The sequence below is a fragment of the Geodermatophilus sp. SYSU D01176 genome, from assembly GCF_054050015.1.
The window spans coordinates 136,364-151,592 of record NZ_JBJGYN010000003.1; the positions used below are offsets into that span (position 1 = coordinate 136,364).

Annotated in this window: 14 protein-coding genes; 10 read left to right on the forward strand and 4 right to left on the reverse strand. The window is 73.9% G+C overall.

Going from position 1 to position 15,229, the window contains the following annotated elements; translation table 11 throughout:
- The first annotated feature begins 1 nt into the window (after position 1).
- The 6 genes from ACI78Z_RS03455 (at position 2) to ACI78Z_RS03480 (ending at position 6,543) form a co-directional block, all read left to right on the forward strand.
- Positions 2–808, forward strand: a complete 807-nt coding sequence (locus ACI78Z_RS03455) for a type III pantothenate kinase (protein ID WP_457035120.1) — start codon at positions 2–4, stop codon at positions 806–808.
- Between the two features lie 11 nt (positions 809–819).
- Positions 820–2,325 carry a lysine--tRNA ligase gene (lysS, locus tag ACI78Z_RS03460; RefSeq protein ID WP_457035121.1) on the forward strand — a complete coding sequence of 502 codons (1,506 nt, stop codon included), beginning with the start codon at positions 820–822 and terminating at the stop codon, positions 2,323–2,325.
- A 148-nt stretch (positions 2,326–2,473) separates the two neighbouring features.
- Entirely contained in the window at positions 2,474–2,827 is a 354-nt protein-coding gene (locus ACI78Z_RS03465) for a histone-like nucleoid-structuring protein Lsr2 (RefSeq protein ID WP_457035122.1), read from the forward strand.
- A 143-nt stretch (positions 2,828–2,970) separates the two neighbouring features.
- Positions 2,971–3,291, forward strand: a complete 321-nt coding sequence (locus ACI78Z_RS03470) for a hypothetical protein (RefSeq protein ID WP_457035123.1) — start codon at positions 2,971–2,973, stop codon at positions 3,289–3,291.
- Positions 3,288–3,569, forward strand: coding sequence for a hypothetical protein (locus ACI78Z_RS03475; RefSeq protein ID WP_457035124.1), 282 nt, complete (start codon positions 3,288–3,290; stop codon positions 3,567–3,569). Before ACI78Z_RS03470 ends, ACI78Z_RS03475 begins: the two co-directional genes overlap by 4 nt.
- A gap of 445 nt (positions 3,570–4,014) precedes the next feature.
- A complete protein-coding gene (locus tag ACI78Z_RS03480) occupies positions 4,015–6,543 on the forward strand; it encodes an ATP-dependent Clp protease ATP-binding subunit (protein ID WP_457035125.1) in 2,529 nt (842 codons plus the stop codon).
- Between the two features lie 142 nt (positions 6,544–6,685).
- Here ACI78Z_RS03480 and ACI78Z_RS03485 read toward each other — a convergent pair whose 3' ends face one another.
- A complete protein-coding gene (locus ACI78Z_RS03485; protein ID WP_457035126.1) occupies positions 6,686–7,585 on the reverse strand; it encodes an A/G-specific adenine glycosylase in 900 nt (299 codons plus the stop codon).
- A gap of 77 nt (positions 7,586–7,662) precedes the next feature.
- On the opposite strand from ACI78Z_RS03485, the gene ACI78Z_RS03490 reads away from it, so the two are divergent.
- On the forward strand, positions 7,663–8,355 hold the full coding sequence (locus tag ACI78Z_RS03490) for a MucR family transcriptional regulator (RefSeq protein WP_457035127.1): 693 nt from the start codon (positions 7,663–7,665) through the stop codon (positions 8,353–8,355).
- A gap of 100 nt (positions 8,356–8,455) precedes the next feature.
- Here the strand turns inward: ACI78Z_RS03490 and disA are convergent, their stop codons facing one another.
- The 3 genes from disA to ACI78Z_RS03505 form a co-directional block, all read right to left on the reverse strand.
- A complete protein-coding gene (gene disA / locus ACI78Z_RS03495) occupies positions 8,456–9,541 on the reverse strand; it encodes a DNA integrity scanning diadenylate cyclase DisA (protein ID WP_457035128.1) in 1,086 nt (361 codons plus the stop codon).
- 111 nt (positions 9,542–9,652) lie between these two features.
- Positions 9,653–11,017 carry a DNA repair protein RadA gene (gene radA / locus ACI78Z_RS03500; RefSeq protein WP_457035129.1) on the reverse strand — a complete coding sequence of 455 codons (1,365 nt, stop codon included), beginning with the start codon at positions 11,015–11,017 and terminating at the stop codon, positions 9,653–9,655.
- Between the two features lie 67 nt (positions 11,018–11,084).
- On the reverse strand, positions 11,085–11,825 hold the full coding sequence (locus ACI78Z_RS03505; protein WP_457035130.1) for a copper chaperone PCu(A)C: 741 nt from the start codon (positions 11,823–11,825) through the stop codon (positions 11,085–11,087).
- Between the two features lie 100 nt (positions 11,826–11,925).
- Between ACI78Z_RS03505 and ACI78Z_RS03510 the strand changes: the two genes are divergently transcribed.
- The 3 genes from ACI78Z_RS03510 (at position 11,926) to ACI78Z_RS03520 (ending at position 15,219) form a co-directional block, all read left to right on the forward strand.
- Entirely contained in the window at positions 11,926–13,488 is a 1,563-nt protein-coding gene (locus ACI78Z_RS03510; RefSeq protein ID WP_457035131.1) for a cryptochrome/photolyase family protein, read from the forward strand.
- Between the two features lie 221 nt (positions 13,489–13,709).
- Entirely contained in the window at positions 13,710–14,303 is a 594-nt protein-coding gene (locus ACI78Z_RS03515; RefSeq protein ID WP_457035132.1) for an RNA polymerase sigma factor, read from the forward strand.
- A gap of 10 nt (positions 14,304–14,313) precedes the next feature.
- Positions 14,314–15,219, forward strand: coding sequence for a hypothetical protein (locus ACI78Z_RS03520; protein ID WP_457035133.1), 906 nt, complete (start codon positions 14,314–14,316; stop codon positions 15,217–15,219).
- Positions 15,220–15,229: the final 10 nt, after the last annotated feature.

Here is a 15,229-nt window from a genome sequence, read left to right on the forward strand (position 1 = left end):
GGTGCTGCTCACCGTCGACGTCGGCAACAGTCAGACGGTCCTGGCCACCTTCGACGGCGCCCGCCGGGTCGGCGGGTGGCGGGTCACGACGGCGCCGCGCGCCACCGCCGACGAGCTGCGGATGCTCTGGCGCGGGCTGCTGCGCGACACCGAGGTCACCGGGGTGTCGGCCTGCTCGACGGTGCCCGCGCTCCTCCCGGCGCTGCGCACGCTGCTGGACTCCCTCGACGTGCCCGTCGTCCTGATCGGGCCGGGCGTGCGGACCGGCGTCCCGCTGCACGTGGACAACCCGCGCGAGGTGGGCGCCGACCGGGTGGTCACCGCGCTGGCCGCGCACGAGCTGTACGGACGCCGTCCCGACGGCGGCGGCCGCCCGGTCGTCGTCGTCGACTTCGGCACGTCCACCAACGTCGACGCCGTCGGTCCGGCCGGGCAGTTCCTCGGCGGTGCGCTCGCCCCCGGCGTGGAGGTCAGCCTCGAGGCCCTGGCCACCCGGGCGGCGCAGTTGCGCTCGGTGGAGCTGACCGTGCCGGCGCACGCGATCGGCAAGAACACCGTCGCGGCGCTGCAGTCGGGCCTGGTGCTCGGCTTCGCCGGCCTCGTCGACGGGCTGGTGGCCCGGATCGCCGCGGAGCTGGTCGCGCAGTTCGGCGCCCCGCCGGTCGTCGTCGCCACCGGCGGGCTGGCGCCGCTGGTGGCCGACAGCTGCCGGTCGATCGGCGAGCGGGAGCCCGACCTCACCGTCCACGGGCTGCGGCTGGCCTTCCAGCGGCAGGAGGCGGCCGGACGCCGGCCAGCCGCCCCGTAGGCTGGCCTCCCGTGACCGAGGTACCGCCTGGCCCGACGGACGACGAACTACCCGAACAGCTCCGGGTGCGCCGGGCGAAGCTCGACCGGATGCGCGAGGCCGGCGTCGACCCCTATCCGGTCGCCGTCGCCCGCACCGCGGTCCTGGCGGAGGTCCGGGAGAAGCACCCCGACCTCGAACCGGACACGATGACCGGCGAGCGGGTCGGCGTCACCGGGCGGGTGATCTTCGTCCGCAACACCGGCAAGCTGTGCTTCGCGACGCTGCGCGAGGGCGACGCCGAGCTGCAGGTGATGCTCTCCCTGGACCGCGTCGGCGAGGAGTCGCTGGCCACGTGGAAGGCCGACGTCGACCTCGGCGACCACGTGTTCGTCGAGGGCGAGGTCGGGACGTCGCGGCGCGGGGAGCTGTCGGTGTTCGCCGACTCCTGGCAGCTGACGGCCAAGGCGCTGCGGCCGCTCCCGGTGGCGCACAAGCCGATGAGCGAGGAACTGCGGGTCCGCCGTCGGTACGTCGACCTCATCGTCCGCGACGAGGCGCGCCGCACCGTCCGGCAACGGGCCACGGTGATGTCGACGTTGCGCCAGGAACTGGGCGCGCGCGGTTATCTCGAGGTCGAGACCCCGATGCTGCAGACGGTCCACGGCGGTGCTGCCGCGCGCCCGTTCCGCACCCACATGAACGCATTCGACCTCGACCTGTACCTGCGCATCGCACCGGAGCTGTTCCTGAAGCGCTGCATCGTCGGTGGACTGGATCGGGTCTTCGAGATCAACCGCAACTTCCGGAACGAGGGCGCCGACAGCACGCACTCGCCGGAGTTCGCGATGCTCGAGGCGTACCAGGCCTATGCCGACTACCGGGTGATGGCCACGCTCACCCGCGAATTGACGCAGGAGTGCTGCGCGGCGTTGTTCGGCGACCACGTCGCGCGACACAACGACGGCACCGAGGTCGACCTGTCGGGGGAGTGGCGGTCGGTGCCGCTCTACACCCTGGTGTCCGACGCCGTCGGCGAGGAGGTCACGCCGGAGACCCCGCCGGAGACGCTGCGCGCCCTCGCCGAGCGCCACGACGTGGGGGTGGACCCGGCGTGGGTCCCTGGCAAGGTCGTCGAGGAGCTGTTCGAGTCGCTGGTCCAGGACACGCTGCAGGAGCCGACCTTCGTCGTGGACTACCCGCTGGACACCTCGCCGCTGACCCGGGCGCACCGATCGCAGCCGGGCCTGGCCGAGAAGTGGGACCTGTACATCGCGGGGGTGGAGCGGGCGACGGCCTACTCCGAGCTGGTCGATCCGGTGGCGCAGCGGGAGCGCCTGGTCGCCCAGGCGGTGCTCGCCGCGAAGGGTGACCCCGAGGCCATGGCATTCGACGAGGACTTCCTCGAGGCGCTCGAGTACGGCATGCCGCCCACCGGTGGCATGGGGATGGGCATGGACCGGTTGATGATGACGCTCACCGGATTGGGCATCCGGGAGACCATCCTCTTCCCGTTGGTGCGGCCGCTGTCCTCCTGAACCGGGGGGTGCCTTTTCTCACCCCATTGTGCGGTGCCTGTTTCGCGGTGGCGCAAATGATCTATGGTCCTCCTCGACAGACCGGAACGGCTCCGGTCGGGCGTCAAAAGACCCCGGCCGCGCAGCGACGTGGGAGTGGAGAAGGCGAATGGCTCGCAAGGTGCAGGTCATCCTCAGTGACGACCTCGACGAGAACGTGCCCGCGGACGAGACGGTGAGTTTCTCGCTCGACGGCACGAACTACGAGATCGACCTGTCGGAGAAGAACGCGCAGGAGTTGCGAGACGCGTTCTCCCGTTATGTGCAGGCCGCGCGCAAGGTCGGCCGCGGCACCGGCCGGGCCTCCGGCGGCGGCCGGTCGCGGGCCACCGGTGGCGGCGGCCGCATGGACCGCGAGCAGGCCGGCGCGATCCGTGAGTGGGCCCGCAAGAACGGCCACGCCGTGAGCGACCGCGGGCGCATCCCGGCCAGCGTCGTCGAGGCCTACGAGGCCGCGCACTAGACAGCGTCCCGGCGCACGCGGCGGCCCGGCACCTCCTGAGGGGGTGCCGGGCCGCCGTCGTCGGGTGACGGTGCGTCACCGGCGGCCCGCAACAGGGACTTTCGGCCCTACGGGGTACCGGACGGATTGGTGACGGTTGAGTCATGAGCCAGGACGCGGCCCACACCATCGCACCGAGGGACTCAGAGCCGGCTGTGGGCGGGGGCGCCGTCGACACGCCCCAGGCCCCGACGTTCACCGCCACCCTCGACCAGCGTCGCGGCATCGTCCGCGCCCGGGGTCACCTCGACGTCCACGCCGCGGACCTGCTGTGCGGCAGCATCGTCGCGCTGCAGCGGCAGGGGCACCGGCAGGTCACCGTCCTGTTGCGGCCGCTGGCCACGGCCGACGACGCCGCGCGCGAGCTGCTCGCGTGCCTGGGCGACCGCATGGCCGTCGACGGCGTGCGGCTGGTGGTCGAGTGAGCACCGTCGAGGGGCCCTGGTCCGCCGCGGGCCGGGGTCCCGTCGCCCACCCCGCCCAGGACCGGTGGACCGTCGGTGTCGACGTGGAGGCGCCGCGCTCGCCCTGGGGTGGGACGGCGCCCAGCCGGCTGCACGCGGTCGGGGACGCCGGACTGGTCGCCGGCCGGGCCCTGTGCCTGGCGCCGGTCACCCTGCTCGACCCGGCCCTGTGGGTGTGGCCGGACGACGGCGACGAGGAGTGGCCGCTCTGCTGGGTCTGCCTCGCGCTGACCTGCTGAGACCGACCTCCCGGCGAGGTCCCGCGGAGCACCGTCCGCTGTGGGCGGGCGCCGACCGGACCACCCGCCTGGGCGGGACGCGGCTCCCGCCGGCCCACCGTCCGCTGTGGGCGGGGGCCGACCGGACCACCCGCCTGGGCGGGACGCGGCTCCCGCCGGCGCACCGTCCGCTGTGGGCGGGGCCGACCGGACCACCCGCCTGGGCGGGACGCGGCTCCCGCCGGCGCACCGTCCGCTGTGGGCGTAACAGGAGCGGAACACGGGTCCGGGAGCATCGGTTGGACCGTGCAGCTCCCTCTCCTCCGTACGGGCCTGTGTACCGACGGAGGGTCGGAGTCCGCGACTACAGTGGAAGACCGGTGCACCGCGCGCCGACGGACGTCGGGTGCCCCTCCCCACCAGGGGAGGACAGTGCCGGACCAGCCGGTCAGAGGAGAAGCAGCAGATGTTCGAACGGTTCACCGACCGAGCCCGCCGCGTGGTCGTCCTGGCCCAGGAAGAGGCCCGGATGCTCAACCACAACTACATCGGCACCGAGCACATCCTCCTGGGCCTGATCCACGAGGGTGAGGGCGTCGCTGCCAAGGCGCTCGAGTCCCTCGGCATCTCGCTGGAGGGCGTCCGCCAGCAGGTGGAGGAGATCATCGGCCAGGGCCAGCAGGCCCCGTCCGGGCACATCCCCTTCACCCCGCGGGCCAAGAAGGTGCTCGAGCTGTCCCTGCGCGAGGCGCTGCAGCTCGGCCACAACTACATCGGCACCGAGCACATCCTGCTCGGCCTGATCCGCGAGGGCGAGGGCGTCGCGGCGCAGGTCCTGGTGAAGCTGGGCGCCGACCTCAACCGCGTCCGCCAGCAGGTCATCCAGCTGCTCTCCGGCTACCAGGGCAAGGAGCCGGCCGCGGCCGGCGGCCCGGCAGAGGGCACGCCGTCGACCTCGCTGGTCCTCGACCAGTTCGGCCGCAACCTGACCCAGGCCGCCCGCGACTCCAAGCTCGACCCGGTCATCGGGCGGGCCAAGGAGATCGAGCGGGTCATGCAGGTCCTGTCGCGGCGGACCAAGAACAACCCCGTCCTGATCGGCGAGCCCGGCGTCGGCAAGACCGCCGTCGTCGAGGGCCTGGCCCAGGCCATCGTCAAGGGCGAGGTCCCCGAGACGCTGAAGGACAAGCAGCTCTACACGCTGGACCTCGGCGCGCTCGTCGCCGGTTCCCGCTACCGCGGTGACTTCGAGGAGCGGCTGAAGAAGGTCCTCAAGGAGATCCGCACCCGCGGCGACATCATCCTGTTCATCGACGAGATCCACACCCTCGTCGGGGCGGGTGCCGCGGAGGGCGCGATCGACGCCGCGAGCATCCTCAAGCCGATGCTGGCCCGCGGTGAGCTGCAGACCATCGGTGCCACCACGCTCGACGAGTACCGCAAGCACCTGGAGAAGGACGCCGCGCTCGAGCGCCGCTTCCAGCCGATCCAGGTGGGCGAGCCGACGCTCACCCACACGATCGAGATCCTCAAGGGCCTGCGTGACCGCTACGAGGCGCACCACCGGATCAGCATCACCGACGGCGCGCTGGTCGCCGCCGCGACGCTGGCCGACCGGTACATCTCCGACCGCTTCCTCCCGGACAAGGCGATCGACCTGATCGACGAGGCCGGCGCCCGGATGCGGATCAAGCGGATGACCGCCCCGCCGGACCTGCGCGAGTTCGACGAGCGGATCGCGGCCATCCGCCGCGAGAAGGAGTCGGCGATCGACGCGCAGGACTTCGAGAAGGCCGCGTCGCTGCGCGACAAGGAGAAGACCCTGCTGGGCGAGAAGGCCGAGCGGGAGAAGCAGTGGAAGGCCGGCGACATGGACGTCGTCGCCGAGGTCGACGACGAGCAGATCGCCGAGGTGCTGGCCAACTGGACCGGCATCCCCGTCTTCAAGCTCACCGAGGAGGAGACCACCCGTCTCCTGCGCATGGAGGATGAGCTCCACAAGCGGATCATCGGCCAGGAAGAGGCCATCAAGAGCGTCAGCCAGGCGATCCGGCGCACGCGGGCGGGCCTCAAGGACCCGCGCCGTCCCGGTGGCTCGTTCATCTTCGCCGGCCCCTCGGGTGTCGGTAAGACCGAGCTGGCCAAGGCGCTGGCCCAGTTCCTCTTCGGTGAGGACGACGCGCTCATCCAGATCGACATGGGTGAGTTCCACGACCGGTTCACCGTGTCGCGGCTGGTCGGTGCCCCTCCCGGCTACGTCGGCTACGACGAGGGTGGCCAGCTGACCGAGAAGGTGCGGCGCAAGCCGTTCTCGGTGGTCCTCTTCGACGAGATCGAGAAGGCGCACGCGGACGTGTTCAACACGCTCCTGCAGGTGCTGGAGGACGGCCGGCTCACCGACGGTCAGGGCCGGATCGTGGACTTCAAGAACACGATCCTGATCCTCACGACCAACCTCGGGACGCGGGACATCTCCAAGGCCGTGGGGCTGGGCTTCCAGGTCGGCAACGACACCCAGTCGAACTACGAGCGGATGAAGAACAAGGTCAACGAGGAGCTCAAGCAGCACTTCCGGCCGGAGTTCCTCAACCGGATCGACGACATCGTCGTGTTCCACCAGCTGACCGAGGACGAGATCATCGAGATCGTCGACCTCATGGTCTCCCGCGTGGAGGGCCAGCTGGCGAACAAGGACATGGCGCTGGAGATCACCCCGGCGGCCAAGAAGCTGCTGGCGCACCGCGGCTTCGACCCGGTGCTGGGTGCCCGGCCGCTGCGCCGGACCATCCAGCGCGAGATCGAGGACGCGCTGTCGGAGAAGATCCTCTACGGCGAGCTGACCGCCGGTCAGATCATCGTGGTGGACGTCGAGGGCGAGGGCGCGGACCAGCGGTTCACGTTCCGCGGCGAGGCCAAGCCGATCGACCTCCCCGACACCCCGCCGGTCGCGCTGTCCGGTGGTGAGGAGGGGGGTCCCTCGGCCGCCGCCGAGTGATCCGGTAGTCCGCACGATGGGGCCGTCTCCCACCCGGGAGGCGGCCCCTTCGGCGTGCTCTGCTGACCGTCCGCGGTGATCATCGGCGGGTGGCTGCCGCTGCCGGCGTGTCGGGCAACCACCCGCCGGTGCCCCCCGTGCGTCAGGCGGGGAGGGTGAAGCGGCCGTCGGCGGTCTGCTCGACCAGGCCGTCGGCGAGCAACGAGTCCAGGCAGCGCGAGCGCTGGACGGCGTCGTCCCAGGCGCCGTCCAGTGCGGAGGCGGTCACGGGCCCCTCAGCGCCCCGCAGGACGTCCAGCAGCCGGCCGCGCACCTGCCGGTCCGTGCCGGCGAACCGCTGCACCCGGCGGGGCGGGCCGTCGGACGCCGGGGAGCCGGCCAGCCGCCACGCGCACGCGGCCCGTACCGGGCAGGCCCCGCACCGCGGTGTCCGTGCCACGCACACCAGCGCGCCGAGCTCCATCACCGCCACCGAGAAGCGCACCGCCCGTTCGGGGTCGACCGGAGCCAGCGCGGCGACGTCGGTCAGGTCGGCCGCCCGTGCCGGCGCGGCCTCCGCCCGGCCGTGCACCAGCCGGGCCACCACCCGCCGCACGTTCGTGTCCACCACCGGCTGCGGCTGCCCGTGGCCGAAGCAGGCGACGGCGCGGGCGGTGTATGTCCCGACGCCCGGCAGCGCCTCCAGGGCGGCCACGTCCGCGGGCACGACGCCGCCGTGCCGTTCGGTGAGCGCGACCGCGGTCTCGCGCAGCCGCAGCGCCCGCCGCGGGTAGCCGAGCTTGCCCCAGGCGCGGATGACCTCGGCCGGGGACGCCGCGGCCAGCGCCGCCGGCGTCGACCAGCGGGTCATCCACTCGCGCCACACCGGCTCGACGCGGGCGACCGGCGTCTGCTGGAGCATCACCTCGCTGACCAGCACCGCCCACGGGTCGGTGTCCGGACGGCGCCACGGCAGGTCGCGGGCGGCCCCGGCGAACCAGTCGACCAGGACGTCGCCGACGCCGCCGGGCGACGACGGGGAGGTGCGGGCGGGGCTGTCCACGAGGATCCAGTGTGCCGCCCGCCGGGGTCGGCGTGCCGCCGCAGGCCGGCACGACGGCGCGCACTACGGTTCTCCGCGTGCTGCACCCGGTCGGCCCCCTGCCCGCGGCGGTCTACTGGCGGCGGCGGCTGCTCGTCCTGCTCCTGCTGCTGTCGGTCCTGGGCGGCGGGGGTTGGCTGGCGTCCGCCGCGCTGAGCGGGGAGGCGAGTGGCGGCGCGACGACGACCGCTGCGGTCACGACCGAGGGGAGCGCGGCGGCGGACGAGCCCCCGGCGCTGGCCCGCGTCGTCCCCTCCCTGGCCAGCGTGCAGACGCCGACCCCGGCGCCCGAGCCGCCCGCGGAGCCGGCACCCCCGGCGACCCCGGCCGGCCCGACGCCCGGCGGCCCGTGCAGCGACGACATGATCGCGCTGGAGGTCCGCACACCCGGCAGCACGCCGGTCGGCGGCAAGCCCACCCTCGAGCTGGTGGTCACCAACGTCTCGTCGGTGCCGTGCGTCCGGGTGCTCGACGCGGGTCTGCAGGAGGTCACGCTGATCGATGCGGCCGGCAACCGGGTGTGGGGCAGCAACGACTGCTTCCCGGAGAACAGCAGCGACAGCCGGACCCTGGCGCCGGGGGAGTCCGTGGCCTTCCCGCTCGTCTGGGGCGGCCTGACCAGTGAGCCGTCCTGCACTGCCGACCGGACGACGCCGGCGCCGGGGCAGTACGCGGTGCGCGGCCGCCTGGACACGAAGACCAGCCCCGAGGTGCCCTTCACCATCGGCTGATGGCCTCCCCCGTGGGCCCGGCCCCGTCCAGGGCACCGCCCCGAGCTCGCGAGGGGTGGGGAGGACGGGGCCCTTCACCGAGTGGTGGGGCAGGGTCCTTTCAGCTGTAGCGGTCGAGGATCGAGGTCTCGGCCAGCCGGGAGAGCCCCTCGCGGATGCCGCGGGCCCGGGCCTCGCCCACGCCCTCGACGGCCAGGAGGTCCTCGATGGTGGCGGCGAGCAGCTTCTGCAGGCCGCCGAAGTGGTCGACCAGGCGGTCGATGATGCCGGCCGGCAGCCGCGGGACGCGGGCGAGCAGGCGGTAGCCGCGGGGGCTGACGGGGGAGTCCAGCGCGTCGGCGGAGGTCGGCAGCCCGTAGCAGCGGGCCACCGCGGAGAGGTCGAGCAGCTCGGTGGCCGAGAGCGCGCGGAGGTCGCCCAGCACCTCCTCGATGCTCCGGGGGCGGCGCAGGCCGGAGGGCAGGTAGTCGCGCACCAGCAGGGCGCGGTCCTCCTCCACCCCGGCGAGCATCTCGTCGAGCTGCAGCGCCAGCAGCCGCCCGTCGGTGCCCAGCTCGACGACGAAACCCTCGATCTCGTCGGCGATGCGGCGGACCATCTCCAGCCGCTGGCTGACGCTCATCGCGTCGCGGACGGTGACGAGGTCCTCGATCTCCAGCGCCGACAGCGTGCTGGCCACCTCGTCGAGCCGCAGCTTGTACCGCTCGAGCGCGGCCAGCGCCTGGTTGGCCCGGGCCAGGATCGTCGTCGGGTGCTCCAGCGTGTACCGCCGTCCGGCGACGTAGACGCTGATGATGTGCATCGACTGGCTGACCGAGATCACCGGGAAGCCGGTCTGGATCGCGACCCGCTCGGCGGTGCGGTGCCGGGTGCCCGACTCCTCCGTGGGGACGGTGGGGTCGGGCATCAGGTGGACGCCGGCCCGCACGATCCGGGTGCCGTCGTAGGAGACGATCACCGCGCCGTCCATCTTGGCCAGCTCACGCAGCCGGGTGGCCGAGAGGGCGACGTCCAGGGCGAAGCCGCCGGTGCAGATGGACTCGACCACGCGGTCGTAGCCGAGCACGATCAGCGCACCCGTCCGACCTGCCAGGATGCGCTCCAGGCCGTCCCGCAGCGCCGTGCCCGGTGCGATGCGGCCGAGCAGTTCGCGGAGCGCGACCTCGGAGTCCACAGCGGGGGGCACGAGCGCTCCTGACGTTCGACGTGGTGGCGGCTGAGTCTACGTGGCCCCTACGGTACTGGCGGTCGCCGGTGAGTCACCTCACCGACGCCGGGGACGACGGGCCCGCAGGTCTCAGAACAGGCGGGCGAAGGCGGCGCCGAGGTCGGGGACCTCGACCAGCCGCATGCCCTTGGGCGCACTGCCGGCGTCCTCGGGCACGAAGGCCACCTTGTACCCCTGGCGGGCCGCCTCGGCCAGCCGCCGCCCGGTGCCGCCGACCCGCCGGATCTCCCCGGAGAGCCCCACCTCGCCGACCGCGACCAGGCCGCGGGGCAGCGGGACGTCCTTGGCCGCCGACGCGATCGCCAGCGCCAGGGCGAGGTCGGCAGCGGGCTCGGCGATCCGCACCCCGCCGACGGAGGCGGCGAAGACGTCGGCGTCGGCGAGCTTGACCCGCCCACGCCGCTCGACGACCGCGTTGACCATCGCCACGCGCTGGGAGTCCAGCCCGCTCACGGCCCGCCGCGGTGAGCCACCCCCGCCGGTGCCCGCCACCAGGGCCTGGACCTCGGCCAGCAGCGGCCGGCTGCCCTCCATCGTCACCGTGACGCAACTGCCCGGCACCGGCGCAGCACGGCGCGAGACGAACAGGTGGGAGGGGTCGGGGACGCCGACCACGCCGGAGTCGCCGATCTCGAAGCAGCCGATCTCGTCGGCCGGGCCGAAGCGGTTCTTCATCGCCCGGATCAGGCGCAGCGTCGAGTGCCGCTCGCCGTCGAAGGAGACGACGACGTCGACGAGGTGCTCGAGCGTGCGGGGCCCGGCGATGGCGCCGTCCTTGGTGACGTGGCCGACCAGGATCGTGGTCATCCCGCGGCTCTTGGCGACGGCGGTGAGCGCGCTGGCCACCGCCCGCACCTGGGTGGAGCCGCCGTCGGTGCCCTCGACGGCGGGGGAGCGCACGGTCTGGACGCTGTCGAGCACCAGCAGGGACGGCGCGACGTCCTCCACGTGCGCGAGGACGGCCGACAGTTCGGTCTCCGCGGCCAGGTAGAGCTGGTCGTGCAGGGCCCCGATGCGCTCGGCGCGCAGCCGCACCTGGGCCGCGGACTCCTCCCCGGAGACGACGAGCGCCGGACCGTTCGTCGCGGCCACCCGGTGCGCCACCTCGAGCAGCAGCGTCGACTTGCCCACGCCCGGCTCGCCGGCCACGAGCAGCACCGCGCCGGGCACCAGGCCGCCGCCGAGGACGCGGTCGAACTCCTCGATGCCGGTGGGCACGGCCCGAGCGGCGGCGAGTTCGACCTGGGCGATGGGTACCGCCGGTGCGGTCACCGGGCCGGCGGCCACGGCCCGCAGCGGGGAGGCGGGGGTGCCGACCTCCTGGATGGTGCCCCAGGCCTGGCACTCGGGGCACCGGCCGACCCACTTGGCGGAGGCGTAGCCGCACTCGGTGCAGCGGTGGGCGGGGCGGGACTTCACTCCGGCAGGTGGCACCCCTCGACGCTAACCGCCGGGTACGACAGGACCGGGTGAGGACGGCGGCGTGTGCGCCGCGGTCGGCTCATTCGGTCTCGGTGTCCTGCTCGGACTCGCGGCTCTCCTCGCCCTCCGAGCCGCCACCCTCCTCGTGGTGGAAGTCGAAGGGCTCCTCGCGGGGCAGCACGCGCTCGGGCGTGGCGACCAGCGCGTCGACGGTGACCTCGCCGGCGCGCTGGAAGGTCAGCGTGACCTCGATGGTCTCGCCCGCGGTCAGCTCCTCGGACAGGCCGATCAGCTCGACCGTCGCGCCGCTCGCGCCGCCGAGGAAGACCGTGGCGCCCGCGGGGACGGGGATCTGGACCTCGGTGCTGGCGCTCGGCGTGGTCGGCGTGGCCGGGACCGTGGCGGTCGGCGTCGCGCCGGGCGAGGTCGTCGCCTCGGGGGTCGTCGTCGGCGGCGCGGCCGGGGTCGTGGTGGGAGCGGCCGACGTCGAACCCGGCACCGCGGGGGAGGCGGTGGCCTGCCCGGAGACGACGACGCCGTCGAAGGCCTCGCCCTCGATGCCGACGAGCGTGTCGGCCTCGGTGTCGCTGTTGACGATCGCCATCTGCAGCTCGGCGTCGTCACCCTCTGCGTACAGCCCGTCCTGGGGGTAGGCGAGGGTGATCTGCCGCAGCACGATGTCGCCGACCGCGGCCTCGGTGCCGACCTTGTCCCGGTTCTGTGTGGCCGTCTGGGGCACCTGGCCGGCGCTGCACGCGGTGAGCGCGATCGGGCTGAGCAGCAGGGCACCCATCGTGGCGGCGCGCAGTGCGCGGTTCACAGCCGTCGACCTCCAGGGACGTGCCGGCCACCGCAGGTCGATGGCCCGAGTCGCGCCGAGCCTAACGCCCACCGCAGGATGGCCGCCGGGAGGTGAGGCCGTGCCGCAGGACCCGGCGGTGGAGCACGTGCCGCAGGACCCGGCGCTGGCCGCGTTCCCCACCAGCGCACCGGGCACCCGGCGGTGGTGCTTCGCCGACCAGCTGGGCCCGCACTTCCTCGACCGGCCGGACCAGCCGGTCCTGCTGATCGAGTCGAAGGCGGTCTTCGCGCGCCGCCGCTTCCACCGCCAGAAGGCGCACCTGGTGCTGTCGGCGCTGCGCCACCGGGCCGCCGAGCTGGGCGACCAGGCGGAGCTGCACCGGGTGCGCACCTACGCCGAGGCGCTGGACCGGGTGCGCGAGCCGCTCAGCGTCTGCGCCCCCACCACCTGGAGCAGCCGCGACCACGTCCTGGGCCGGGCGAACCTCACCGTCCTCGCCGCCCGCGGGTTCGTCGCCACGCAGGAGGAGTTCGCCGCGTGGGCCCAGGGGCGGGGCCGGCCGCGGCTGCTCATGGAGGACTTCTACCGGGACAACCGTCGCCGCCACGACGTCCTCATGGACGGCGCCGAGCCGGTCGGCGGGCGCTGGAACCTCGACCACGACAACCGGGAACCCCCGCCGCCCGACGGGGAGCTCGGCGTCCCCGAGCCGTGGTGGCCGGAGGAGGACGAGATCGACGAGCAGGTGCGCGCCGACCTCGACCGGTGGGCGGCCGACGGCGACGTCGCCTTCGTGGGGGACGACGGCCCGCGGCTGTTCCCGGTGACCCGCCGTGAGGCGCTGCACCGGCTGGCCGACTTCCTCGACACCCGCCTGGGCGCGTTCGGCCCGCACGAGGACGCCATGCTCGCCGGCGAGCGGTGGATGGCGCACTCGCTGCTCTCCCCGGCGCTCAACCTGGGCCTGCTCGACCCGGTCGAGGTGGTGCAGCGCGCCGAGCAGCGCTACCGCGACTCGGTGGCCCAGGGGGACCCGCTGCCGCTCAACAGCGTCGAGGGCTTCGTCCGCCAGGTCATGGGGTGGCGCGACTACATCTGGCACACCTACTGGTACTTCGGCCGGGACTTCCGGTACGCCAACGCGCTGGCCGCGCACGAGCCGGTGCCGGACTGGCTGGCCGACCTGGACGACGCCGCCGTGGACGCCGCGTGCTTGTCCGACGTCCTCGGCGACCTGCGTCGCGACGGCTGGGTGCACCACATCCCGCGGCTGATGGTGCTGGGCAACTACGCGTTGCAGCGCGGCATCGACCCGCTGGCCATGACCGACTGGTTCCACCGCAGCTTCGTCGACGGCTACGACTGGGTGATGGTCGCCAACGTGGTCGGCATGAGCCAGCACGCCGACGGCGGCCGGCTCGCCACCAAGCCCTACGCGGCCGGGGGCGCCTACATCGACCGGATGAGCGACTACTGCCGCGGCTGCCGGTACGACCCGAAGCGGCGGCTGGGCGAGGACGCCTGCCCGTTCACCGCCGGCTACTGGTCGTTCCTCGAGCGCAACCGCGAGCGGCTGGCGCCCAACCAGCGGATGCGCCGCGCGCTGCAGGGGCTGGACCGCCTGAAGGGCCTCGAGGAGGTCGTCGAGCAGGAGCGCCTGCGCGGCACGACGGCTCCCTGAGCCCGGCCTCGTCCCGAGCCTGCGAGGGGTCTGGCGGCCCCGTCCAGGGCACCGCCGCCGGCCCCGTACGGAGGCTCACCCCGAGCCTGCGAGGGGAGAGGAGGACAGGGGCCTTCCACGGTGAGCGGACGGGGTCCTTCCACCGACCGGGGGACCTGGGTCCAGTCCGGCCCGGCGCCTGCCGATCCCTGAGGGGACGGGATCGGCGGCGGGAGGTGCGGGTGCGGACGGGACCGGCCTTCGACGACGTCCTGGCCGCGGCGCAGGCCGGCGCCGCCTGGGCCTTCGAGGTGCTCTACCGGGAGCTGTCGCCGGCGGTGACCGGGTACCTGCGCCTGCACGGCGCGGCCGAACCGGACGACCTCGCCAGCGAGACCTTCATCAGCGTGCTGACCGGCCTGTCCGGTTTCCGCGGCGACGAGGAGGCCCTGCGCGCCTGGGTCTTCACCATCGCCCACCGGCGGCTGGTCGACGACTGGCGCCGCCGCGGTCGGCGTCCGCAGGTCACCGGCGACGACGCGCTGCTCGAGGAGCGCCACGGTGGCGACGTCGAGGACGACGTCCTCGTGCGGGTGGGTGCCGCGGACGTGCACCGGCTCTGCGCGACCCTGCCGGCCGACCAGCGGGCGGTGCTGCTGCTGCGCATCCTCGCCGACCTGACCGTGGAGCAGGTGGCGCAGGTGATGGACCGGTCGGTCGGCTCGGTCAAGGCGCTCCAGCGACGCGGGCTGCGCAGCCTCCGCGCCACCCTCGACGCGGCCTCACCCGAACGGGTGGGAGCCGGCGCGCACCCTTTTCCGGCCCTGCGGCGATGACGGGTACGAGATGACCACTCCAGCCGACGCCACCGCCGACGAGCGGGCCTTCGCGGCCTGCCTCGCCGGCCGTCCCGTGCCGGACGGCGCCGCCGGCCTGGCCGCGTTCACCCACGCGGTCCGGGCCGGCGCCACCGAGCCCGGGCGGCCGAACGCGGCGCTGGCCGAGCTGCTGGTGACCGGTCTCCTCGTCCCCACCCAGGAACCGTCCCGCGGGACGGCCGGGCGACCCGCCCGGACCTCACGGAAGAGGCCCCGAATGCTGATCTCCACCCTCGTCGCCAAGTTCGCGGCGGCCGGCGCAGTCGCCAAGGCGGCCGCCGGCACCGGCGTCGTCGTCGTGGCGCTGACCGGCACCGCGACCACCGTCGCCCTGAGCACGGAGGAGTCGCCCGCCGTCGTGCAGAACGGTGACACCGTCGTTCCCGAGGCACCCGACGACGCGCTCGGCGGCGACACGACGACCGACACGACCGGCGACACCTCCGGGACCGACACCTCCGGGACCGACACCTCCGGCACCGGCACCTCCGGCACCGACACCGGCGAGGGCGGCTCCGAGGGTGAGCTCTCCGACGACCCCGCCACCGACATCCCCGTCGCCACCGAGCCGACGCTGACCCCGGAGGAGTGGGCGGGGAGCTCGGCCGAGGCGCCGTCCCACGGCAGCTGGGTCAGCGAGGGCGCCCGCAACGGCTGGGTCACCGGTGAGCGGGTCAGCGACGCCGCCCACCAGCGCAACGCCGACCGGCAGGCCGCCCGCGACGACGCCGACGAGCCGGTGGCGGACACGCCGGCCGAGCAGCCCGAGCCGGAGGAGTCGGTCGAGGTCGCCCCGGCCCCCGCGCCGGCCCAGACCGGCGGTCACGGCGACGGCGGGAGCAACGGCAAGGGCAACGGCAAGAACGGGAAGTGACCGACGGGGG